The organism is Segatella copri, from assembly GCF_009495355.1.
Classification (GTDB): Bacteria; Bacteroidota; Bacteroidia; order Bacteroidales; family Bacteroidaceae; genus Prevotella.
Genome location: NZ_VZAD01000003.1, coordinates 11,649 through 33,706 on the forward strand (window position 1 = coordinate 11,649; position 22,058 = coordinate 33,706).

Annotated in this window: 22 protein-coding genes; 11 read left to right on the top strand and 11 right to left on the bottom strand. The window is 45.4% G+C overall.

The features are described from left to right. From dcm to F7D20_RS00130, 5 genes are read right to left on the bottom strand one after another with little or no spacing between them, the layout of a single operon-like run. The gene (dcm, locus tag F7D20_RS00110; protein WP_158462260.1) at window positions 1-1,068 is read right to left on the bottom strand and encodes a DNA (cytosine-5-)-methyltransferase; all 1,068 of its coding nucleotides are present in this window, start codon (window positions 1,066-1,068) and stop codon (window positions 1-3) included. Next, window positions 1,065-2,198 carry a DNA cytosine methyltransferase gene (locus F7D20_RS00115; RefSeq protein ID WP_158462261.1) on the bottom strand — a complete coding sequence of 378 codons (1,134 nt, stop codon included), beginning with the start codon at window positions 2,196-2,198 and terminating at the stop codon, window positions 1,065-1,067. Before F7D20_RS00115 ends, dcm begins: the two co-directional genes overlap by 4 nt. Beyond that, the gene (locus F7D20_RS00120) at window positions 2,198-3,862 is read right to left on the bottom strand and encodes a DEAD/DEAH box helicase family protein (RefSeq protein ID WP_158462262.1); all 1,665 of its coding nucleotides are present in this window, start codon (window positions 3,860-3,862) and stop codon (window positions 2,198-2,200) included. The genes F7D20_RS00115 and F7D20_RS00120 overlap by 1 nt, the downstream gene beginning before the upstream one ends. A 9-nt stretch (window positions 3,863-3,871) precedes the next feature. Further along, on the bottom strand, window positions 3,872-6,238 hold the full coding sequence (locus F7D20_RS00125) for an AIPR family protein (protein ID WP_158462263.1): 2,367 nt from the start codon (window positions 6,236-6,238) through the stop codon (window positions 3,872-3,874). Between the two features lie 56 nt (window positions 6,239-6,294). Further along, window positions 6,295-6,555, bottom strand: coding sequence for a helix-turn-helix domain-containing protein (locus F7D20_RS00130; RefSeq protein WP_158462264.1), 261 nt, complete (start codon window positions 6,553-6,555; stop codon window positions 6,295-6,297). Between the two features lie 221 nt (window positions 6,556-6,776). Between F7D20_RS00130 and F7D20_RS00135 the strand changes: the two genes are divergently transcribed. Both F7D20_RS00135 and F7D20_RS00140 read left to right on the top strand, forming a co-directional pair. After that, entirely contained in the window at window positions 6,777-7,208 is a 432-nt protein-coding gene (locus tag F7D20_RS00135; protein WP_158462265.1) for a hypothetical protein, read from the top strand. Continuing rightward, window positions 7,205-7,672 (top strand): DUF6575 domain-containing protein, encoded by a 468-nt coding sequence (locus F7D20_RS00140; RefSeq protein ID WP_158462266.1) that lies wholly within the window; start codon window positions 7,205-7,207, stop codon window positions 7,670-7,672. The genes F7D20_RS00135 and F7D20_RS00140 overlap by 4 nt, the downstream gene beginning before the upstream one ends. 118 nt (window positions 7,673-7,790) lie before the next feature. Here the strand turns inward: F7D20_RS00140 and F7D20_RS00145 are convergent, their stop codons facing one another. Continuing rightward, window positions 7,791-8,084 carry a hypothetical protein gene (locus tag F7D20_RS00145; protein WP_022253023.1) on the bottom strand — a complete coding sequence of 98 codons (294 nt, stop codon included), beginning with the start codon at window positions 8,082-8,084 and terminating at the stop codon, window positions 7,791-7,793. A gap of 193 nt (window positions 8,085-8,277) precedes the next feature. Here F7D20_RS00145 and F7D20_RS00150 point away from each other — a divergent pair, with 193 nt between their 5' ends. Continuing rightward, window positions 8,278-8,439: a hypothetical protein gene (locus F7D20_RS00150; RefSeq protein ID WP_158462267.1), complete on the top strand. Its 162-nt coding sequence runs from the start codon at window positions 8,278-8,280 to the stop codon at window positions 8,437-8,439. A gap of 23 nt (window positions 8,440-8,462) precedes the next feature. Here the strand turns inward: F7D20_RS00150 and F7D20_RS00155 are convergent, their stop codons facing one another. Continuing rightward, the gene (locus tag F7D20_RS00155) at window positions 8,463-9,218 is read right to left on the bottom strand and encodes a WecB/TagA/CpsF family glycosyltransferase (RefSeq protein WP_158462268.1); all 756 of its coding nucleotides are present in this window, start codon (window positions 9,216-9,218) and stop codon (window positions 8,463-8,465) included. Window positions 9,219-9,453: 235 nt separating this feature from the next. Here F7D20_RS00155 and ligA point away from each other — a divergent pair, with 235 nt between their 5' ends. The 3 genes from ligA to F7D20_RS00170 are packed head-to-tail and all read left to right on the top strand — an operon-like array spanning window position 9,454 to window position 12,749. Then, window positions 9,454-11,430: an NAD-dependent DNA ligase LigA gene (gene ligA, locus F7D20_RS00160; protein WP_158462269.1), complete on the top strand. Its 1,977-nt coding sequence runs from the start codon at window positions 9,454-9,456 to the stop codon at window positions 11,428-11,430. A 34-nt stretch (window positions 11,431-11,464) separates the two neighbouring features. Beyond that, a complete protein-coding gene (locus F7D20_RS00165) occupies window positions 11,465-12,100 on the top strand; it encodes a deoxynucleoside kinase (protein WP_158462270.1) in 636 nt (211 codons plus the stop codon). 31 nt (window positions 12,101-12,131) lie between these two features. Further along, window positions 12,132-12,749 (top strand): deoxynucleoside kinase, encoded by a 618-nt coding sequence (locus tag F7D20_RS00170; protein WP_022253019.1) that lies wholly within the window; start codon window positions 12,132-12,134, stop codon window positions 12,747-12,749. A 481-nt stretch (window positions 12,750-13,230) separates the two neighbouring features. On the opposite strand, the gene F7D20_RS00175 is transcribed toward F7D20_RS00170, so the two are convergent. After that, complete coding sequence (locus tag F7D20_RS00175; protein WP_158462271.1) at window positions 13,231-14,331, bottom strand: AAA family ATPase; 1,101 nt, start codon at window positions 14,329-14,331, stop codon at window positions 13,231-13,233. A 207-nt stretch (window positions 14,332-14,538) separates the two neighbouring features. Here F7D20_RS00175 and F7D20_RS00180 point away from each other — a divergent pair, with 207 nt between their 5' ends. From F7D20_RS00180 to F7D20_RS00195, 4 genes are read left to right on the top strand one after another with little or no spacing between them, the layout of a single operon-like run. After that, on the top strand, window positions 14,539-14,907 hold the full coding sequence (locus tag F7D20_RS00180; RefSeq protein WP_367383899.1) for a 6-pyruvoyl trahydropterin synthase family protein: 369 nt from the start codon (window positions 14,539-14,541) through the stop codon (window positions 14,905-14,907). 36 nt (window positions 14,908-14,943) lie between these two features. Then, window positions 14,944-15,537: a 7-carboxy-7-deazaguanine synthase QueE gene (locus F7D20_RS00185; protein WP_158462273.1), complete on the top strand. Its 594-nt coding sequence runs from the start codon at window positions 14,944-14,946 to the stop codon at window positions 15,535-15,537. A 15-nt stretch (window positions 15,538-15,552) separates the two neighbouring features. After that, the gene (gene trxB, locus F7D20_RS00190) at window positions 15,553-16,485 is read left to right on the top strand and encodes a thioredoxin-disulfide reductase (protein ID WP_158462274.1); all 933 of its coding nucleotides are present in this window, start codon (window positions 15,553-15,555) and stop codon (window positions 16,483-16,485) included. 15 nt (window positions 16,486-16,500) lie between these two features. Beyond that, on the top strand, window positions 16,501-16,800 hold the full coding sequence (locus F7D20_RS00195; RefSeq protein WP_158462275.1) for a nitrous oxide-stimulated promoter family protein: 300 nt from the start codon (window positions 16,501-16,503) through the stop codon (window positions 16,798-16,800). 11 nt (window positions 16,801-16,811) lie between these two features. On the opposite strand, the gene F7D20_RS00200 is transcribed toward F7D20_RS00195, so the two are convergent. Continuing rightward, on the bottom strand, window positions 16,812-17,624 hold the full coding sequence (locus tag F7D20_RS00200; protein ID WP_158462276.1) for an MBL fold metallo-hydrolase: 813 nt from the start codon (window positions 17,622-17,624) through the stop codon (window positions 16,812-16,814). 101 nt (window positions 17,625-17,725) lie between these two features. On the opposite strand from F7D20_RS00200, the gene F7D20_RS00205 reads away from it, so the two are divergent. Beyond that, the gene (locus F7D20_RS00205) at window positions 17,726-18,208 is read left to right on the top strand and encodes a hypothetical protein (RefSeq protein WP_158462277.1); all 483 of its coding nucleotides are present in this window, start codon (window positions 17,726-17,728) and stop codon (window positions 18,206-18,208) included. On the opposite strand, the gene F7D20_RS00210 is transcribed toward F7D20_RS00205, so the two are convergent. Both F7D20_RS00210 and F7D20_RS00215 read right to left on the bottom strand, forming a co-directional pair. Next, complete coding sequence (locus F7D20_RS00210) at window positions 18,162-20,300, bottom strand: BamA/TamA family outer membrane protein (RefSeq protein WP_158462278.1); 2,139 nt, start codon at window positions 20,298-20,300, stop codon at window positions 18,162-18,164. The two genes, F7D20_RS00205 and F7D20_RS00210, sit on opposite strands and share 47 nt — an antisense overlap. Before the next feature lie 20 nt (window positions 20,301-20,320). Then, window positions 20,321-21,967 carry a glycoside hydrolase family 43 protein gene (locus F7D20_RS00215; protein ID WP_158462279.1) on the bottom strand — a complete coding sequence of 549 codons (1,647 nt, stop codon included), beginning with the start codon at window positions 21,965-21,967 and terminating at the stop codon, window positions 20,321-20,323. Between the last annotated feature and the right edge of the window lie 91 nt (window positions 21,968-22,058).

Sequence of the window (22,058 nt, forward strand, 5' to 3'; positions counted from 1 at the left end):
TTACATTCTCATTATGTTATTATCAATCAAATAAGATAAAACCGCATAGATAGTATTAACACTAACCGCATTACCAGCTTGCTTATATAAAGCACCATCAGCCACACCAGCTTTGCTAGCATCAGAGGCAAATGAAGAAGGAAATCCTTGCAGCATAAAAGCTTCTTGTGGTGTTAATCTTCTTATTGGTATCTCTGCCAGTTCTTCCTTTGACATCCATGTAGAAGGTCTAATTTCACCTTTGCTGTCTATAAACATATCACTATAGTAATTGTCCTGACATGCACGATGCATTTTATGCATAGAAGCCGTAAGGGTTCTTGCTACAAGTTTATCGATTTCTGAATTCGATTTAAACTTACCGCTACCATTACTAAGAATGGTTGGTTTTATCCTCTTTGACAAATAGTACTTCTCTGAAACGTTCTTTGCCAACACATCTATTGTATTGTTATAGAAACAGAGAGAACAATCATTCCGCTCTAATGAATTGAAATGTTGAGACACCAACTCATTTGTAAACTCAAAATCTCCGTATTTCGAACTTCGTGCAAAAATAAGTGTTCTATTTCTCACTTGAGGAAGTCCATAATTAACAGAATTGAAAACATCATGATGAACAATATATCCTTCCGCTGACAATTCTTGCAATATCCTACGAATTGTTTTACCACGATCATGAATCATTAAATTCTTCACGTTCTCCAACAAAATATACTTAGGATGTTTGAACTTTACAATATCCATTATTCGGAAAAACATCTGTCCCCGGTCCTCTTGAAATCCAGCCATTGCTCCCATCATACTAAATGTCTGACAAGGAAAGCCACCAGTTAACAAATCAAAATCAGGTAGCTCAACAACATTACGTTCATCAGAAGTAAAATTAACTATATCCCCTAATTCTAATTCACCTTCGGTATTATAATTGGTTTTATAAGTCAAGACGGCTTTAGACTCGATTTCAGAGAATCCAACGCATATCACAGGCACATGATAATCTTGTCCAACCAAATCTATGGCTCGACGAAATCCTCCAATACCAGCAAATAGTTCTAAATGTCTCATGTCACAATAAATTTCATAATACCCATGCCAATAGCTCTAGCCAGTTTTACAGGAACAGCATTTCCCACTTGAGCATACCATAAATTCTGAGCTCCGGTCAGCACATAATCGTCTGGAAAGGTCTGGATTCTGGCAGCTTCACGTGGACTTAGACCTCGTGCCTCCCAAGGATGAATATACATATTACAATCAAACTTCATATGAGATGTTATTGTCTTACATATCTGAGTTTCATCCAATTTAAAATACTTATCCTTGAAGATATTATTTCTTCGTGAATATGGCATAATATCAGCTATTGAATCATGCAAAGAATTGGCTCCCTGTGGTAAACGACGATAAATTTCTATATCTCTAGGATTATTGTACCTATTCTTGTGATTATATAATTTATCTATATGTCTATATCCATTAATAAAATGGTAAAATTCTGTTTCTGGATACACAAACTCTCGTTCTGTAAATCCAGACTGTTCGTTCTCTTCATTTATTCCAATTCTTTTTCTTGACTCAAGATGTGGTAAACCTTCAAGTACATCCTTTAAAACGAACGGTGAACGTCCCTGTTTGGATATTTCTTCAAATATATCATTAGGATTTACCCCAACGCGATTGCCTATCATTATGAAACGCTCTCTATTTTGAGGCACACCAAAATCCTGAGCTTTCAAGAGTCTATAATCAAACTGATATTCCGCACCAAGATATTTAGTAAAGTCATCTTTTATCTCTTCTATCTTCTTAGACATTCCTTTAACATTCTCCATTATAAAGAACTTGGGGCGCACTTGGCTTAAAAAATAAAGATAGGCTTTATATAATTGATTACGAGGATCATCCAGAATTCTCTGACGATTTGCCATAGAAAATCCTTGACAAGGAGGTCCACCACATACCAGCGTTATATCTTCCAGATATTCTTTATAGTCATCCAGATTCTCATTTAATTCGTTAATGTCGCCAACGAAATAATGACTATCATCCAGGTTATGATTTCTTTTGTATGTGTTACAGAACGTTTCGATAATTTCATTTACGAACCATGGTGTAAAGCCTGCTTGTTCCAAGCCACAGCTCAAACCTCCACATCCTGCAAACAAATCGACTATCTTGTATATTTTCTTAGACATTACTCAGTAATCCTTTCTAAATTTCCATTAATATAATATTCCTCACTGTCAGCTGTATTCTGCACCACAGCTCTATCATTGATGAACGGACCGATATTATAGTACTTCGGCTTAACCTTAACCGTTCCATTTGCTATCAAGATACCCCACTTTCCATTTTGCTTAAACGGAATATATCCTTTGTAGTAAGGGCGCATCTCTTCATAGATGGGTGGAACTATCACCCTGTTGTTATGGTTGCAGACACCATACAAACCATTCTTTCTAAATACATTATACTCCGAAAGGCTTGCAGCTTGATTAGCAGCATCAGGCCTTACCTGAGCGTTACCTTCTGCATGCTCAACAACAACCATTTCTTCATCTGCTTCTGAATAATCAGGCTCATATTCTGAATCAGAATCAAGAATAAAGTCTCGTTTAATACCAGAACCATCATTATAGCCCTCCTCATTATCAGTACCAAGGAAATGATACCGCCAATGACGGTTTGCCATCGGAGTACCGAAACGATTATAAAGTCCTACGTTGTCCAATATAACCGTAGTCTCCTTGCCTTCCGATATTCGAAGACCTCTACCCACCTGCTGGAGATAAAGCGAAAGCGACTTGGTTGGTCGAGCCAACTGTATAAACTCTATATTAGGACAATCAAAGCCTTCTGAGAAGATGTTGACATTCACAATGACTTCTATACTGCCAATGGCAAAGTCTGCTATCTTTTGCTCACGCTCAGCGGTTGGAGTTGTACCATCTATCATACAGACACTAACGCCCTTTGTGGCATACAACTCACAGATATGATTGGCATGCTTGCGGTCGATGGCATAGATAATACCCTTCTTTCCTTTGGCATATTTTTCGTAGCTTTTATATAAACCGGCACGTATCTTATCCTTGTCAATCACTGCACTCAACTCAGAATCCAAATAATCTCCGTCGGCTCCTATACGGTCTATACCGTTGATAGCGTGTTGAACCTCTGAATTGGGCTTAATGCTGATATAATCATAATTAGCAAGATAACCGTGATTGACAAACCATTCAATACTCTTTGCCAATACAATATCACCAAACAAAGCCGTAAAACCACAATGGCTCATACGCCACGGAGTAGCCGTCACGCCCAGTTTTTTACTATTGGGAAACATCTCCCAAAGCTTCTGGTATCCTGGTGCCATGCAGTGGTGCGCCTCATCAATGATGATAAAATCGAACTGTACCCGACGCATTATCTCATAATGCCGACGACTCATTAAGGTCTGGATAGAAGCAACCTGTATAGGCTTGTCCAAATCCAGTTTCTCTCCGCTTACAATAACTCCATGAGGAATATCCCCCAGTTTCTTACTTGCCTGTCTTATCAGTTCCCTACGATGGGCAACAATCAATATCTTAGATTCACGACTATGAAGGTTGCACCATCGCAAGATATCCTTAACAACAGAAGTAAAGACAATTGTCTTTCCTGTACCAGTAGGCATCTGAAGCATCACATTGTCTATCTTATCCCAAAGGCCATAAACATTGTGTTTCATTTCCGCCTGGTAAGGACGCAAGCCCGTATCATCCGACTCAATATGAGAGAATCGGATGGCAGGGCGCTCGAAGGGTTCCACCTTCTCAACTTCCTCGTCAAGATATATGTCTTTATCTGTTATCATTTTAATTCTTTATTTTTCGTTCCAACCAGCATCCACAGCTTTCTCGTAAATATCGAGAGCCCATTTAGATTGCTTGTATGTCAATGCACAGCCTCGTTTTGAAGAGAAAGCCACCTGACCAATGAAAGCCTGCTCCTTAGGTGTCAATTCACCAGGATTTTCTTTCGACCATTTATTCAAAGCAAACCATTTCTCGGGCGCGACTTCTTTAGCTTCATCCATCTTTTTCTTTTGGCCTTCGGTTATTTCCTCATCAACATCGCCAGTGCAACCTAAGATTTCTACAGGTATTCTATAATGATCTCCTTCTTGTGAAAATTTTGTTTTAAGAGCATCCCAACAAAGTGAAGACTTCGTCCATTCGTTGATATTCTTACCCTCATCCACATCTATTAAATGTTTGTAAATGAACGGTTCTATCTTTCTCACATAAAGCAATACTTTGTACAGCATTGTTGATTTTAAACGGTCAATATCCTCCTGCGGTATCTCTTTTGGCACATAACGGTTTTTGCGTCTGCCATTGCCATCTGTATATGATTCCTTTATCTTGTATGTAATATGTTCTGCACCACAAATAAGTTTTGCATACACATTATAAATATCAAGCGGCAACTCGTTATAAACAGAAGGACTAATCACACATTGCTCATTCCAAATGGCATCAAGATTCAGCGATCTGTTTGAATTAAATGAAAGCAGGGCCATCGAATAAGCAACCATATTCGACTTATAACCTGGTAATGCCAACCCATCCTTTCCATATAAAGCATCTATTGCTTTGAACAGAATGGCTTTTGCTATTGTACGCTGGTAACGAGTCTTATCAAATTGAGCTCCATTGCGCTTCATCTTGTCGAAAAACTTTGTATAGTTATTCTCGCCTCCCTTACAAACGCTGGCAGGGTCCTGTTCCCAACTCATGACAAATTTTGAAAGAGTCGTTTTATCAAACATTTGGTTCTTTGGATATTCTGCATAGAATTCTTTTTCAGCCTTGCTGGAATTCTGACGTTTAGCCTTATCCAAATATTGGCCTCGAGTACGTTCAAAGAACCATTTGAAGACAGGTTTACCATTTGTATTTTGTACCCAAGTTTCTCTTGACTGCTGTTCTAATTCCACCAAGAAGCTTTCATTGATATTAAAGTCTGACTTCTTAACTGCAGATTGCGTATTTGCAAATCTTGAAATCTTCGGAACAATCACAGACAAATTATCTTTGTCCTTGACTACTGAAATCTTCATGGCTACATATACTGATGCTAATTGAGAACAATCAACATCTTTCATCCTCATAACCGCACTGATAGCAGCAGTAGTTTGGCCACCATTAACTATCTGCCAAGACTTAATTTTAGTAATTGCTGTACCTTCCTCATTCAGCTTTACATCTGATGCGGTAGCAGAAATACCGTTGTTGTAAGCAAAGAACATATCAGGTTCTGGTAAAGTATCTTCTACTCCTTTCCTTCGTTCAACAGCCGTCGCCGTATGACCTATCAGCGTATTACGGATTCCCTTGTTGGAAGCACCCTTGAACTGAAGAAATGTACGGACATTCATCTCCAGTATCTGTTGGTGATATTTATGATAAACCTGAGATAGAATCATACCTGGAATGATACAAAGATAACACTTCACATTATCAGATACATCAGGCATCTGTATGCATGGCAAAGTACAATTATAATCACCCTCAAAATCTACTACAATGGGATTTCTGCCTGATATGATATTATCTTGTTGCATGATTCGCTTTGCATCCCAAACATAGAATTCACAAGAGGTGCCATCAGCTATCTCAATATTATCTTTTTCATAGTTTACTGGCGCAATGGCATTAGTAAGAAGGAACAATCTTATGCGGTCAATCTTGGTTGTACTATGAATAAGATCTGCTACCTGATAGAGATCGCTCTTAATATCATCCATAAATTTACCCAACATAGTACCACTTACAGACTGATCATAGAAACGCTGAAGCCAGTTAAACTGGCGATCCAACTCATTGGCTGAAATCTTAGTGCTATTATTAGGATCTACATATATGGTCAAAAAAAGGTCTATCGTAGTAAGATCCTCATCACCATTAAAGCCCCAACCATCAAGCGCAACTCCATTTTTAGACTTATAAGAACAGATATTAACCTGATTTACATCACCACAACCTTGAATGTATCCAACAATAATTTGAGTTAAATTATCCTTTGGATTATCAGCCATCAAGAGTTGTTCGTCAAAATCTTCCTTAAACTGCTCTACTTCAGATAGCTCTTTCTCTATTACATTAGAAATAGCATCGTTAATAAAACTATTCTGTTCTTCAGCAGGTTTGAAATCATCAAAGATTTCATAATTATCACATTGTTCCATTGTTTATAGTTATGTAATTGTTTTACGTTAAGGAGTATTCTTTTAAACTCTTTTAATCATTTTCCTTCGGCTTTGCTCAGAATATCCCTATCAACTTCCTGCATAAAGTCGACAAAGGATACGCCAAGAACCTGACAAATGCTATGAAGTTCTATGATATCAAGACGGCGCTCACATATCTCTATCTTGCTAATAAATGCCTGTTTAACATTCAGCAATTCAGCAAGTTGCGTTTGTGTTACACCCTTTTCCTCACGCTTACTACGCAAGCGGGCTACTACCTGGTGATATAAACGAGAATGTATGCTCTTATCCATATGACTTAAAATTTAATTGTACAAATTTATATTCTTTATTCGGATATACCAAAATCGAATATTATTAAAAATGACCCTTAATGCCCCGAATACAATCTCTTTCATACATTCAAATGTCATAAAGACTTCTAATTATCCATGAAAATACAAAAGAAAATGCCAAAAACTTGCATAAGAGAAAAATATTACTTATTTTTGCATGCAGAATTAAACATAGACAGATGGAAACATATAAGTATCAAGCAGAAATAGACGCATTGGTACAACAAGGACTAAAGATGCCCGAAGTTGTAAAACCAAACGATTTGAAAGGATACAGATTCGTTTTCAGTACAGATATGTCCAAAAGTTACATACCCAACTACATCATGAAGCCTCAACGTGCCATTATGAATGGGCAGAGAAAAGTCGATATAGGCGGTTATGCCTTGTCTTGCTTTACTGAAAAAGATAAAGCTATTAAGTTCTATCAGTTACTTGCTAAAAATATGAGGAACATATACAAAGCTATAGGTGATAGAATTTCTTCTGGAATCGTAACTAACAACGATGGCAACATTACAATACCAGTAAGTAATGGGCATTATAACTTATTTGAGTTTCCATTATGCGACTTATCTAAAACATTTAAATTAGAGGAGGACAAATTATGAAAACAATAAAGGGGATTGGAATAAAGAGCCGAAACTTCGATAAATTCAAGAAAGTAGCCGATCTCATCTATTTTGATGGGGCACTGTTGTCGCACTATGTAACAAACAACGGCGACAACTATCTCTTCTATTGGATTGACCAAGATGATACGGACAATCGCTGGATGTTCATCAGAATCGATTACGACATGATACAAAAATACATCAAGAAAGAGTTGACTTTGCGCAATGTACTGAGTTCGCCATTAGATGACATAGTATATACTGTAGATATAGATATAGAAGGAAAACATCACAATTTCCAGGCACACTCTATAGAAGATCTTCCAGAAGACTATCTCCCTGCCGAAGATTCTTATTACGAATTTGAACCAGAAGATGTCAACAAAGAGAATATGTCTATAGCAGAAATGAGTGGCAAGAAGCTCGATTGGTTCCGCAAGGTCTGTGCTGCGGTTCTATAACTCATAGCGTGATAATTTTCAAGAAACGAGCAACGCACTAACTACCCCCACATCCGCAGCAGCCAAGTCGAGCTCTTTCAAACTTCGGACACTTAATGACACCTAACCTTAATGCTTCTTACGTCCAAAATTCGGAGTCACCAGTGGGTTGCATCTCGCCTCCACAACGGGGGCAGGTGTGGTGATCCCAAAGGTGTATGCGGTCGGAACCGCAACGGAGACAGAGTCTGCCTACAAGGGAGTTGAAGCTGGGGGCGGCATCTCCTATGACGCCGCCTACAACAAGGGGGACTATGTTGTGGCAGTCGGGGCAGGTCATGGCTTCTATGTGTTGGCCCATGAAGCCACGGCCTTCATATATGTCCGTGGCGTAGCCGCATTTCTTGCATTTATATTTGCTTTTTCTTGACATAATAGTGATTTTCTCGAAAACCCACCAGTCCTCCCTTACCCTTAAGGGAGGGTCCACCTCTCATCTCGGTCTTCTCCCCTCAGGGAAGAAGAGGAAACCGCTCCTCCTCGTCGCTCGTAACCATTTCATTCTATGGTTGGCGGACCATCAGAGGTCTTCGCCAGCAGCGGAGCTGCGGTTTTTTTGTGCGGGGATGAACCCGCTTTCACTCAAGGACTTGGTTGCGGGTTGCTTGACCGATACTCGATGCTTGCTGCTTGCTGAGTGCTTGATGCTGGCTGGCTGCTTGCTCAATACTGGCTGCTTGCTCGATGCTGGATGCTTGCTGAGTGCTCACTCGATGCTTGCTTACTGAGGGCTGGTGATTGCTGCCAAGGGTTATTTGGAGAGTTTCTCGGTCAACATGTTCTTGAGGAAGAGGGTGTTGCCGAGGATGTAACGACGCCACATGCGGCGGGGCTCTTTCAGGAGACGGTAGAGCCATTCGAGACCATGGTTCTGCCACCATAAGGGGGCACGCGCTACAGTGCCGGCAAAGAAGTCGAAGACGGCTCCGATGGTGCCTACATGACAGTGGATGTCGAGCTCTGACCAGTGGGAATAGGTCCACTTCTCTTGCTTCGGAGCTGTCATGCCTATCCAAAGTAGGTCGGGATTGGAGGCGTGGATGGCGGTGATGATGGCGCGGTTGTCCTCGTCGGTGAACTCGGGCTTGTAAGGGGGTGAATAGGTGGCTACCTTGAGATGGGGATATACCTCGGCGGCTCGCTTCACTATCAGGTCGAGTACTTTCTGGGAGCTTCCAATAAACATCACTGTCTTAGGACTTTCGCCTTTGGCGGTTGATGCTTCACTCTCACGTTCAAGACGGTTCATCTCATAGTAGAAGAGATCCCAGCCTGCGATGCGCTCACGAGGCTGCGACTTCGCTCCTATCCATCGGCAGGCTTTCACGATGCTCACTCCGTCGGGGATGAGTACGTCGCCACACGACAGGGCCTCGGCAAAGAGGGGATCCTTCAGGGCTGTGTTGTAGGAATGGGCGTTGATCGTATTGATGAGCAGCTTGCCCTCGGGGAGGGTGGATAGCTCGGCCTTGCTGCCTAATATCGTTAATGTCTTCAGTCGGAACATATGTCTTTGTGTTATTTGAATTGATATTCTTAGACTCGACAAAGGTATGGCTTTTCTATGAGACTGCCAAATATTTATTAAGAAATCAGTGAAAAGAGTAAGAATGTTTGGCTAATTGAAAACTATTTCCTATTTTTGCAAAAACAATGGAAACTTTACTTTTGCTAACCGGGGAAGCTTCTTTAACTTATCGAACTTCCATACTTGAAAAAGTAAGATAAATATTAATATATATATGACACAGCAAGAAATGCTGATGAGGCAATGGGTGGATAAACTGAACCAGGCCTCGGAGGCTTACTATAACGGTAAGGGGGAACTGATGAGCGACTACGAATGGGACGCTCTGTTCGACCGGCTGAAACTGATGGAGGAGGAAACGGGGATCACCCTGCCCGACTCGCCTACTGCCAAGGTGTCGGAAGACAACGTGGCGGGACAGAAGGAGGAACATGAGTTCCCTGCCCTGTCGCTTGCCAAGACGAAGAGTGTGGCTGAACTGGTGAAATGGGCTGACGGAAGGTGTATCTGGCTGTCGTGGAAACTGGACGGTCTGACTCTCGTCGTGACCTACGACAACGGTAGGCTGACTAAGGTGGTGACTCGTGGCAACGGACATATCGGTACCAACATCACTCATCTGACGCCTGCCATCGCGGGTATTCCTCAACAGATAGACGAGAAGGGACACTTGGTGATTCGTGGCGAGGCGGTAATCTCCTATCCTGACTTCGAACGATTTGTGTTGGAGACGGAGGGCGACTATGCTAATCCACGCAACCTGGCTTCGGGGTCGCTGGCCCTGAAGGACATCGAGGAGGTGAAGCCACGACATCTGCAGTGGATTCCCTTTACCTTAGTATATACGGAGCACGACATCACTTCGTGGGGCGAGAGGATGGACTTCCTGGTTTCGCTGGGCTTCAACCCCGTGGAGCGCGAACGCATCGACCACCCTACTGCTGAGAATATCCAGGCGATGGTGGACCTCTTCACCCACAAGGTGACGAACAAGGTGTTCCCCTTCCCTGTCGACGGTCTGGTGATTGCCTATGATGATACGGCGTATGCTGCTACGGGGTCGGTGACAGGCCATCATGCTACGCGTGCGGGCTATGCCTTTAAATGGCAGGACACGCATGCCGACACTACTCTGGACCACATTGAATGGTCGTGTGCCGCCAATACGATTTCGCCCGTGGCTGTCTTCACGCCTGTGGAGTTGGAGGGTACTACCGTGCAGCGTGCCTCGCTCTGTAACATCAGTGAGTGTGAGCGACTGGGCATCGGGGGCAAGGGTACGCGTCTGCAGGTAATCAAGGCCAACAAGATTATACCGAAGGTGATTCGCATCACAGAGAAGGTGGGTGTGCTCGAGGTGCCTGAGGTGTGCCCTGTATGTGGTGCACAGGCGGTGGTGACGGAGAGTGAGAGCGGCACGAAGACGCTGCACTGCACCAACCCCGACTGTACGGCCAAGCAGCTGAAGAAGTTCTCGCGATTCGTGAGCAAGGAAGGCATCAACATCGAGGGTATCTCGGAACAGACGGTTTCGCGATTTATCAACTGCGGTTTCATCCACGAATATGCCGACTTCTATCATCTGTCGCAATACAGCCACCAGATTGCAACCTTCGAGGGGTTCGGCCGCAAGTCGGTGCACAACCTCTTGGAAAGCATCGAGAAGAGCCGTACCACCAACGGTCGTCATCTGCTCTATGCGCTCAACATTCCGCTGTGTGGCGGAGATGTGGCGAAGAGACTGCTGGCTGAATACCCGGTGGCAAAGCTCATCGAGGTGGCACGCACTGCTCTCTTCGACGACGAGCTGGCAAGCATTGAGGGTATCGGTCCGGAGAAGAGTGCCAAGTTTATCGGCTTCTTCCGCGACGACAAGAACTTCGGTAAGGTGCAGCGACTCCTGAAGGAACTCGACATCAGGGAGGAGGAGCCTCAAGAGAAAGGCTCGATGTGCGAGGGACTGACCTTCGTGGTGACGGGCGACGTGCACCACTACAAGAACCGCAACGAGCTGAAGGCTTACATCGAGCAACAGGGCGGTAAGGTGACGGGAAGTGTGAGCAAGAGCACGTCCTTCCTGATCAACAACGATGCTGCCTCGGCAAGTACCAAGAACAGGAAGGCGCAGCAGTTGGGCATTCCTATCATCACGGAAGACCAATTCGTGGAGCAGTTTACGAAAGAATCATAACAACGGATTGATAATATACTTATAACAACATAACATGTACATAGCAATAGCTGGCAACATCGGCAGCGGAAAGACGACACTCACCAATATGCTCGCAAAGCATTATGGATGGAAGAAATTTCTGGAGCCTGTAGATGATAACCCATACATCGACGACTACTACAAGGACATCTCGAGATGGGCGCTCAATCTGGAGGTGTATTTCCTGAAACAGCGCTTCAAAAACCTGTTGGAGATTGAAAAGAGCAAGGAGACCATCATACAGGACAGGACCATCTTTGAGGGCGTGTATGTTTTCGCTACCAACAACAAGAATATGGGGAACATGGACGAGCGGGACTACGATACCTATATGGGACTCTTCGACTCGATGATGAAGGTGATCAAAATGCCTGAACTCATGGTGTATCTGAGAGCTTCGGTTCCGCACTTAGTTAAGAACATTCAGAAGCGGGGACGCGACTACGAGCAGCAGATGCCCATCGACTATCTGCAGGGCATCAACAACCTGTACGATGAGTTTATATACAAGAAGTATAAGGGGAAGGTGCTGGTCATAGAGGTGGATAACCTCGACTTCGAACACAACCCCAGGGAGTTTGGCGAAATCGTCGACAGAATAGACTCGCAACTCTTCGGACTCTTCTCGAAGGAGGAGGAGGAAAGATAAATAATAACCATCATAAAAAATAAATAAAGAAATGCATATAGCTATAGCAGGCAACATAGGAAGCGGAAAGACTACGCTCACCAAACTACTCAGTAAACGTTACGGTTGGAAGCCTAACTTCGAACCTGTGGACAACAACCCTTACCTCGCTGACTACTACGAGGACATGAAAAGATGGTCGTTCAACCTGCAGATCTATTTCCTGAACAAGCGCTTCCACGACGTGGTGGAAATTGCACAGAACAAGGAAACCATCATCCAGGACCGTACTATCTTCGAGGACGCTAAGATTTTCGCACCCAACCTGCATGACAAGGGACTGATGAGCGACCGTGACTTCGCAAACTATACTGATCTCTTCGACCTGATGATCAGTTTGGTGAAACTGCCCGACCTGATGATCTATATCCGAAGCAGCATCCCTACACTCGTGAGTCATATCGAGAAGCGTGGACGTGACTTCGAGAAGAGTATTCGTATTGATTATCTGCAGGGGCTCAACGACCGCTACGAGGAATGGATCAAGGGGTATAAGGGGAAGCTGATCATCGTTGATGGCGACAACTTGCACTTTGAGGAAAATCCTGAGGATTTCCGCAAAGTGACGGATCAAATCGACGCTGAACTCTTCGGATTGTTCCCAATGTAACAGTGATAATGAAACCTCGTTTCTCTTTTTCCTTTAGAGAAACGAGGTTTTTGTTTGTTTCTCGAAACTCCACCTATCCTTAATTAGCCTTAATATGTTTTTCTTTCGATTTTCTTTCGTTTTTTTTCGAAAACCCACCAGTCCTCCCTTACCCTTAAGGGAGGGTCCACCTCTCATCTCGGTCTTCTCCCCTCAGGGAAGAAGAGGAAACCGCTCCTTCTCGTCGCTCGTAACCATTTCATTCTATGGTTGGCGGACCATCAGAGGTCTTCGCCAGCAGCAGAGCTGCATTTTGCGGTATGCGACCGCATGGACACGAATCGCTTACGGGCTGCAGAAAGGCCAAGCAGCTCATAGCAACCGCCGTACGTCGTTTCTTGACTAAAAAAATATCATCAGCAGGGGACTCAAACAATAAGGCTGTTGTCTTAACTCCTTAACTCCTTAACTCCTGATAATCTCATTTAACTTCTCAAGAAAACTACTTCCTTAACGCGATATTATAATTATAATATTGTGTATTGCCCGTGATATCCTCTTTCACATGGATGAAGGGAGGAAACTTGACACTCTCTTGCTTCGCAATGCCCTTGGTCTCGAGAATGACTAATCCTGGAGCGGGAGACTCGAAAGAATCCAACTCGAAGTACTGACCCTTCCAGATGAAACTCTTGCGATGCTTGCGGATGGTGACACGATAAGGATCGGCCTGCTGAAGCATGGACTCGTAGAGATTCTTACCTATCTGGCGCTCCGTCTCTATCTGCTCGTTGGAAGAAAGCAACTTCTTGGTGGTATGTACATACACCGTCTTGCCATCGAAGACACGCTTGCGAAGACGTACCTCGCAACCAGGTTCGGTGGTAAGATATGTCTGTACGATGTCGCTGTCGATGCTTCCTGCTATATCGCCCGTCACCTCGACAATGTACTTACGCTCCTCCTCCACGGGCTGAGGAATACCCAGCACATTGCTAATCTCCTTGAGAACACGGTTCAACTTGTTGTTGAAGTCGTCGTGATTGTTGATGACACGCAGATGAGAATGACCCGTCCAGGCACTGATAACCTTCTTGTCGAGTTCGCGGGCTATCTGCAAACCATGTTCGTCGGCACGCTCCAAGCGCTGGGCATTGTTGCTCGTGGTATAAAACTGCTCGGCGCCATCGGCTGCTGAAACAAGATGGAGTACGGCATCGTAACGCTCGTCGCGTAATTGGGCTGTGGTATACCCCAATTCTCCGATGATACGGTTCCAAAGCTCGGGAGTGAGATACGAAGAGATATCCATTGCACCACGGTCGCATACGATGATGACAGGCTTGTCTATCGTCTCTGCCATGCGCATCATACTGTCTTCTAAAGCCAACTGTATCTGGAGCGTAGCCTTCTCGCCCTCATTGAAGAACTTGGCGTTGTCGGTAAGATAGTTCATACCTGCCTGGGTAAACATGGTAGGTACCTCGGGAATGGTGAATACCTTGTAACCCAATCCCGAGAAATGCTCTATGATGCGTACTAATGCTGTGGTCTTGCCTGCGCAAGGACCGCCCGTAAGGACTATTTTCTTAATATTATTCATATGGTTTGCGTATCTTTTTCTGCTTATTTCTGCAAAGTTAATGCAAAATTCTGAGGTAACGAAAAGATTGATACTATTTTTATTCATTGTCATGAAGATTTGACAAAATCAGGCTCTTAACAAAATTAAATCACACATTTATTTTGATATTTTACCGATTTGATGTATCTTTGCAAAGTTTATTAGATTATATTGAAGCAAGATATGATATACTGTATTTCCAAAAAGTTAGAAATATCCGCTGCCCACTCGCTTCAGCTCAGCTACGAAAGCAAGTGCAGCCGCATGCATGGACACAACTGGCAGTTAGAAATTTTCCTCGTCAGCAGGGACAAACTCAACGAGGACGGAATGGTGGAAGACTTCACTCACATCAAGAAAGTCATACAAAGCAAGATGGATCATGCCAACCTCAACGAGATTTTCGACTTCAACCCTACTGCCGAGAATATCGGTAAATGGATTGTCGAAGAGTTCGACACATGCTACAAGGTTAACGTACAGGAAAGCTTAGGAAACACAGCTACTGTCATTGACGAGAACAAAATAAAGGGTATAGAGTTCATCGTCAAGTAACACTGACTGACTGCAGATATTCACAGACAACAAAGAATGAAAACTTACAGAGTCAACGAGATATTCTACTCACTACAGGGTGAGGGAAGATGGACTGGCAGACCTGCCGTCTTCGTAAGAATGAGTGGGTGCAACTTGTCGTGTCCTTTCTGCGACACCGACTTCACACACTATACGGAGATGACGGCACAGGACATCGTGGAGCAATGTTTACGCACGGGAAGTGAATGCCGGTTTATCGTGCTGACGGGAGGAGAGCCCTCTCTGCAGGCCGACGACGCCCTCATTGAGGCATGGCATCAGGCTGGCTACTATGTGGCTGTGGAGACCAACGGAACGCATCTGCTGCCACAGGGAATAGACTGGATAACCTGTTCGCCAAAGAAGGCCTTTGTAGAGACTCAGGTGGCTGTCGTCCTCCCTCATGCCAACGAACTGAAACTCGTTTTCGACGACAAGCATCCTGTGGACTGCTGCCATCTGAAGGCCGACTACCTGTATCTGCAGCCTTGCGACACAGGTAACGATGAGCAGAACGCCATCATCATGAAGCATTGCATCGAATACATCAAGCAGCACCCGGAATGGCAACTCTCGCTGCAAACTCACAAAATAATAGGAATTCAATAAAACTCAATCAAAAATATGGAACATATCAAAACTCTCATTATCGGAAGTGGACCTGCTGGTTATACAGCTGCCATATATGCTGGTCGTGCTGACCTGAAACCTGTACTTTATGCCGGTTTGCAACCAGGCGGACAGTTGACCACCACCACCATCGTAGAAAACTTTCCTGGCTATCCCAATGGTGTGGACGGCAATCAGATGATGATGGACATGCGTGAACAGGCTGAACGATTCGGAACAGAAATGCGCGACGGAAGCATCACTCACATCGACTTCGAGAACCGTCCTTATCGTGTGGAAGACGAAGACGGTAAGGCTTTTACAACCGACACCATCATTATTGCCACAGGAGCCACAGCCAAATACTTGGGGCTTGAAGACGAGGAGAAGTATAAGGGACAGGGTGTATCGGCATGTGCCACCTGCGACGGTTTCTTCTATCGCAAGCGTACTGTGGCTGTTGTGGGCGGTGGAGACACGGCCTGCGAGGAAGCTCTCTATCTGGCAAGTCTCGCCAAGAAGGTGTATATGATCGTGAGAAAGCCTTTCCTGCGTGCTGCTGAGATCATGCAGCAACGTGTCAAGGAAAAGGAGAACATCGAGATACTCTTCGAAACCAACACCACGGGGCTCTTTGGCGACAACGGTGTAGAGGGTGCCCACCTGGTACGTCATCTCGGCGAACCCAACGAGGAGGCCTTCGACATTGCCATCGACGGTTTCTTCCTTGCCATTGGTCATAAGCCCAACACTGAGCTTTTCAAGGGCCATATCGATCTCGACGAGCAGGGATTCATCAAGGTGGTTCCCGGCACTACCACCACCAATCTGCCCGGTATCTTTGCTGCAGGCGATGTGGCCGATCCCGTTTACCGTCAGGGAGTTGTAGCTGCAGGATCTGGTGCCAAAGCTGCCATTGAAGCCGACCGCTATCTACAAAAGCTTTAAAGGCAAAGGAGTCTCATGACGCGCATAGAGCAAGAAAAGAAAACGGTAAGCCAAATGGTGGAGATATACTGCCATGGCAAGAAGCATACGAAAGAAGGACTTTGCGAGGAGTGTTCGGCCCTACTCGACTATGCCTACACCAGATTGGAGCATTGCAAGTTTGGCGAGAAGAAGCCGACTTGCAAAAAATGTCCTATTCACTGCTATAAGCCTGACAGAAAAATACAAATGCAGGCTGCTATGCGCTATGCAGGCCCCCGTATGTTATGGCATCACCCCATTGCCGCAATAAGACACATGATGAATGAATGGTAAACATCCAGACATTATTCTGTCGCTTTCAATGTATAGATTTCGCTGGGAGTCTTGCGCTTCAGCACTTCGAGCATGAAGTCCTTGCCTGCCACGATACCATAGCTACGCAGAATCTGTTCTACAGTCTTGCGTGCCAATTCTGGATGATTGTTCTCCTCGCTGAGATGACACAGCCAGACATGACGCAAAGCTTCTGTTGCATTCTCTGCCAGAGCCTTACCGCATGAAGTATTACTCAGATGACCATTAGGACCAAGAATACGATCTTTAAGATACTGAGGATAAGGTCCCTGCTTCAACATCTCCTCATCGTGATTAGCTTCTAAGACAAGATAATTAGCACGACCTATAAAATCGTGCATCTCATCAGTGATATGACCTACATCTGTTATCAAACAGAAAGTCACACCACCACACTCCACTTGATAACCTACATTGTCGGTACTGTCGTGAGGAACACCAAATGGAGTGATACGAAACTCACCCAGCACGAAGGGCACACCTTTCTCTACGACATGCACATTGGCACCATTGATCTTCTTGCGAACACAATAGTTGTTCTCAATGCCACTATGCACCTTACGAGTGGTATAGACAGGCAAGTGATAATCATTGCTTAGGCTTCCCACTGACTTGACATGGTCGGCATGGTCATGGGTGATAAGAATGTTGTGCACATCCTCGAAGCGCAATCCATAGTTATGAAAGTGCTTTTTCAGTGTCCTTATTCCTACTCCCACATCTATTAATAGTGAATCCGTCTCAGTAAAAAGATAGTAGCAATTACCACTACTTCCGCTGCCGAAGGAAATAAATCTTAGCATCTTAATTTTTATTTTCATGCAAAGTTAGCTAAAAAGATTCTAATTACAAAGTTTTTTCTTACCTTTGTGGCGTTTTTAAGCTAATTTAAAAAGATACTGATATGAGAACAAGAAGAATTTATCTTCGATGGATCCTATTGGCTGCCGTGAGCGGCATGATGATGATGGCAGGTTCTTCTTGCAAGCACGAACTGAGCGAAGAGGAACAACTGCGAATGGATGCCGACTCCTTCGCCGTGAGCTACTACAACTGGCACTTCGAGAAAGCGCTGCGTTACTGCACGCCCGAGTCGGAGAAATGGCTGAGGTTTGCTGCCAGCAATGTGCACCAGGCGGATGTCGACTCGCTGCGTGCTAAAAACGAAGACGCCCAGATTGAACTGGGCGACATCGAATGGCAAGACAATGATTCGCTTGCCACAATAGAAATAAAGGTTTCTGATTTTCTGCAGATGGACACCATAGGAAAGGTTGCCCGACTGACAGAGGAAGCCAACTTCTGCCTCCCCATGGTAAAGAGAGACGGAAGATGGATGGTTAGAATGGGAAGCCCACTGCGAAGTGAAACGCAAAGTCGCGACTGAGTCGTGGATGAATGATTGCCCAGTGCTCCTGCTCGTTCTCATAGGCGGGATTGATGGCTTTCATACCCATATCGAAACGCAGGATGAAATAGTCGAAGTTAAGACGTATTCCCAAGCCGTAAGCCACAGCTATCTGCTTGTAGAACTCATCCAACTTGAACTGTCCGCCTGGCTGCTCTTCGTAGGAACGAAGGGTCCAGATGTTGCCGGCATCTACGAAGAACGCACCCTGGAACTTCCAGAACAAAGACGTGCGGTACTCGGCATTCAGGTCGAGCTTCAGATCGCCTGTCTGATTGATGAAGTCGATACGACCGTCGGTACCTCTGAACTTTCCTGGTCCCAACTCTCTTACACCCCATCCTCGCACGGAGTTGGCTCCACCCGAGAAATATCGTTTTTCGAAAGGCAACACTCGGCTGTTGCCATAAGGATAGGCTATGCCGAAACCTGCATGCAGCGCCAGGGCGTTGCGCTTGTCAAACTGCATCAGATGGGTGTAGTCGAAATCAAACTTAGCATACTGAGCGTAGGCTATATTAAATAAGGTGTACTGACCCTCTCCATTCTTCTTCAGTCCGAACGCCTTGGCTGCTCCGTTGAGCAGATTGCCTGCTGTCTCGATATTTGCCCTCATGGCGTCTATACCATTATTATATGTAATACCAAAACCTATCTTCATAATGAAAAGGTCCTCGTAGTTGTAACGCAGGATGGCGTTACGATTGTCTGCATCGTCGAGGTAGTCATTCTTGAAGGTAGGAGAAATCCACGGCATATACACATAGTTGAGATCGAGCAGGTCGATGCGCCAGTTGAGATGGTGTCTGGGTTCTGCCCAGCGATAGCGCCAGGCTGTAGAGAACACCCTGCGATAGAACTCGGGACGGTTCTGCATGTCCCAACTCACAGAGAGCTCAGAACTTGCCGTCTGTCTCCTACGGAAGCTCTTCGACAGGAATGGTGCTAAGAATCGCGGGAACATCAACTTGGCTTCTGCCGAATACTCGATGTAGTTCTGGTCAGTGTAGCCCTCCAGTCCCTTGATGGCCTCGTAGGCTCCACGCAGTTCGATGCTGAACTGTTCGCTGCCGTGGAACAGGTTGCGGTTGGTATAGGTAAGCGAGGCTGCTGCTCCCAGGTTGCCTGCCGTATTGGTACCCTCGGGCTGAAACGACAGGGTGTGGGGCTTATTGGTGCTTATCTGTATGTTGCAGTCCAGCTGATTGGTGTCGGGCACTTCTACGAAACGTATGCTCGTATACTTCACAGCCTGCAGACGGGCAAAGTTGTTGTACGTACGCTGCAGGTCGGAAGCGCTGTAGGGCTTCCCTTCCTTCACGGCTGTGGCGTTGAGCAACACCTGATGGCGCAGATGGATGGGCAGACTGTCATTGCTCAAGAAGTTGACCTGACGAATCCAGTATCGCGGATGGTCGGTGGCAGGCTGGTTGCTGCTTGCCTTGTACTTCAGGAGATGGAGTTTCAGGTCGATATCCTTCTCGCCGGAGATGGTGTCGGCGTCATACTGAATGAAGTCTTTGTTGAAACGGAAATATCCACTGTCTGCCAAGAGTCTTGCTATACGCTTGCGCTCGGCATCGAGCGCCTCTACACTGAAACGCATTCCTGGCTTCAGCAAGCGCTGACTCTCATCGCCCTGACTCAGCACCTTGCGCACCTCGTCGTCGTCGACCACATAGGTCATCTTACCTATCCGGAATGGCTCTCCCGGATGCAACAAATACTGGGCATCGAGCTTCTTGCCCTTCGTAGTGGTGAAAAGCGAGACTCCTGCCTGCAGGAATCCCTGGTTCTGCATCGCCACACGGAGGTCCTGACACGACAGGCGTGCCTGCAACGTATCGAAGATGACAGGCTTGCGGCTGAAGGGATTTCTGAAAAGCGAGAAGATCTTGGGGGCTTCCTTCTGACGGACATAGGGTTTGAGCGACGAAGCATCGTAGGATTTATCGTCGCTCTTCACCTCCACCTTGTTAAGGATATATTCGCCTTCGGGAACATGCTTACTCACAGAGCACGCACCCAACACGAGGGGGACAAACAATATGGATATTCGATGTAGTTTCAACTTTTTTTGCTTTTACGTTATTATTTGGTGATGCGGAACCAGTCTACATCTATCCAACCACGGTTGGTCTTGCCTTCGGGCTCCTTGGCGAGGAGTCCTACCTTGGCTCCAATCCACTTGCCTTCGCGCATGGTAAATTCATCGCCCACCTTCTTGTACGACTTGCCATTCTGGGAGAAATAGAACTGCATCTTACCCTGGCGTACCACCATTCGCATATAAGCCTGCTCGTGAATGGCTGGCTGATAGTCTATCTTGTCTACCAAACTTGGCTTCAGCGTATCGAGAACCTTCACAGTCTCGGGCTTGCCCTTGTCGGCACTCTTGCAGGTAATCTGCTGCAACTGGAACTCAGCGCCCACTCGCTTGACTACCAATGCCGTGTAGTCGAGGCCCATCATGATGATACCGCCCATCTGGTTCTGGTCCTTGGCAGTAAGCTGCAGTTTGGTGGTGACGGTGAAGTTGTCAGCTGGAGTTTTCTGCAACAACAGGTTTGGTGTGTGCCAGATGGTTCCGTCGTTCTTGTCGGTATAGATGCGCATCACACCCATCGAGGTTGGCATTCCATACCACTGCTGGTAGTTGGCGTGCCATTGCCATTGAAGGCCCAACTTAGTTTCATTGAACTCATCGCTCTCCACAGGGTTTACGTTCACATGAACGGCAGCCTTAGGCATCTTATAAGTCTCGTAAGGTTCGCCACAATAGCCCTTGGCTGGCACCTTGCCCATCACAGGCCAGTTGTCCTTCCAGGTGACTGGCTGCAGGTGAACCACACGTCCGTAGGCTTCCTTGTCCTGGAAATGCAAGAACCAGTCTTCGCCGTATTTTGTATGAACCCATCCGCCCTGATGAGGGCCATTGATTTTGCTCTTGCCCTGGGCAAGCACCTTCTTAGCCTCGTAAGGACCGAAAGGCGACTTGGAACGCATGGCAATCTGATGACCTGTAGGAACACCTCCGGCAGGGAACATCACCCAGTACCAGCCGTTGCGCTTATAAAACTTAGGACCTTCGCAAGTGCGATTCTCTGTTCCGTTGCCGTCGAAGACTATGACAGGATCGCTAATGGCCTTGGTTCCTTCGGCATTCAACTCGCGAACAGTGATGACAGATGCGAAGCGATTGCGCGAATTGGCCCAGCCATTCACCAAGTACACACGGCCGTCCTCGTCCCACAGAGGAGAGGTGTCGATCATTCCCTTGCCAGGAATCACACACACTGGATCGTCCCATTTGCCGGCTGGATTCTTGGTCTTCACCATGAACACACCGTAATCGGGGTCACCCCAATAGATATAGAACTCGCCATTATGATAACTGATGCAGGGAGCCCACACACCATTGCCATGCGATGGCTTATCGAACTCGCTCTCAGGCTGGAGCTTGGTGACAGCATGTCCGATGAGTTCCCAGTTGACAAGGTCCTTGCTGTGAAGGATGGGCAGACCAGGAATACAGTTGAAACTGCTGGCTGTGAGGTAATAGTCATCACCTACCGCCACCACATCAGGGTCACTATAGTCTGCATTAATTACAGGATTGGTATAAGTTCCGTTACCATTGTCCGGATTCCATACCTGCGACACGTAAGGTTTGGCTGTCTGAGCAAAGGCTCCTAAAGATGCCGATGCAAGAAATAATACGATTAGTTTTTTCTTCATTGGTTATGAAAAGATTTAGTTTGTTAAAAAATTGTTTATCTGAATGATATTTTATTTATTTAAAGAAATGACGTATTAAACATATTGCTTG

Bases quoted from the DNA above. Each gene is read 5' to 3' on its own strand.
- dcm (WP_158462260.1), bottom strand. From the start codon at position 1,068: ATGAGACATTTAGAACTATTTGCTGGTATTGGAGGATTTCGTCGAGCC.
- F7D20_RS00115 (WP_158462261.1), bottom strand. From the start codon at position 2,198: ATGTCTAAGAAAATATACAAGATAGTCGATTTGTTTGCAGGATGTGGA.
- F7D20_RS00120 (WP_158462262.1), bottom strand. From the start codon at position 3,862: ATGATAACAGATAAAGACATATATCTTGACGAGGAAGTTGAGAAGGTG.
- F7D20_RS00125 (WP_158462263.1), bottom strand. From the start codon at position 6,238: ATGGAACAATGTGATAATTATGAAATCTTTGATGATTTCAAACCTGCT.
- F7D20_RS00130 (WP_158462264.1), bottom strand. From the start codon at position 6,555: ATGGATAAGAGCATACATTCTCGTTTATATCACCAGGTAGTAGCCCGC.
- F7D20_RS00135 (WP_158462265.1), top strand. From the start codon at position 6,777: ATGGAAACATATAAGTATCAAGCAGAAATAGACGCATTGGTACAACAA.
- F7D20_RS00140 (WP_158462266.1), top strand. From the start codon at position 7,205: ATGAAAACAATAAAGGGGATTGGAATAAAGAGCCGAAACTTCGATAAA.
- F7D20_RS00145 (WP_022253023.1), bottom strand. From the start codon at position 8,084: ATGTCAAGAAAAAGCAAATATAAATGCAAGAAATGCGGCTACGCCACG.
- F7D20_RS00150 (WP_158462267.1), top strand. From the start codon at position 8,278: ATGAACCCGCTTTCACTCAAGGACTTGGTTGCGGGTTGCTTGACCGAT.
- F7D20_RS00155 (WP_158462268.1), bottom strand. From the start codon at position 9,218: ATGTTCCGACTGAAGACATTAACGATATTAGGCAGCAAGGCCGAGCTA.
- ligA (WP_158462269.1), top strand. From the start codon at position 9,454: ATGACACAGCAAGAAATGCTGATGAGGCAATGGGTGGATAAACTGAAC.
- F7D20_RS00165 (WP_158462270.1), top strand. From the start codon at position 11,465: ATGTACATAGCAATAGCTGGCAACATCGGCAGCGGAAAGACGACACTC.
- F7D20_RS00170 (WP_022253019.1), top strand. From the start codon at position 12,132: ATGCATATAGCTATAGCAGGCAACATAGGAAGCGGAAAGACTACGCTC.
- F7D20_RS00175 (WP_158462271.1), bottom strand. From the start codon at position 14,331: ATGAATAATATTAAGAAAATAGTCCTTACGGGCGGTCCTTGCGCAGGC.
- F7D20_RS00185 (WP_158462273.1), top strand. From the start codon at position 14,944: ATGAAAACTTACAGAGTCAACGAGATATTCTACTCACTACAGGGTGAG.
- trxB (WP_158462274.1), top strand. From the start codon at position 15,553: ATGGAACATATCAAAACTCTCATTATCGGAAGTGGACCTGCTGGTTAT.
- F7D20_RS00195 (WP_158462275.1), top strand. From the start codon at position 16,501: ATGACGCGCATAGAGCAAGAAAAGAAAACGGTAAGCCAAATGGTGGAG.
- F7D20_RS00200 (WP_158462276.1), bottom strand. From the start codon at position 17,624: ATGCTAAGATTTATTTCCTTCGGCAGCGGAAGTAGTGGTAATTGCTAC.
- F7D20_RS00205 (WP_158462277.1), top strand. From the start codon at position 17,726: ATGAGAACAAGAAGAATTTATCTTCGATGGATCCTATTGGCTGCCGTG.
- F7D20_RS00215 (WP_158462279.1), bottom strand. From the start codon at position 21,967: ATGAAGAAAAAACTAATCGTATTATTTCTTGCATCGGCATCTTTAGGA.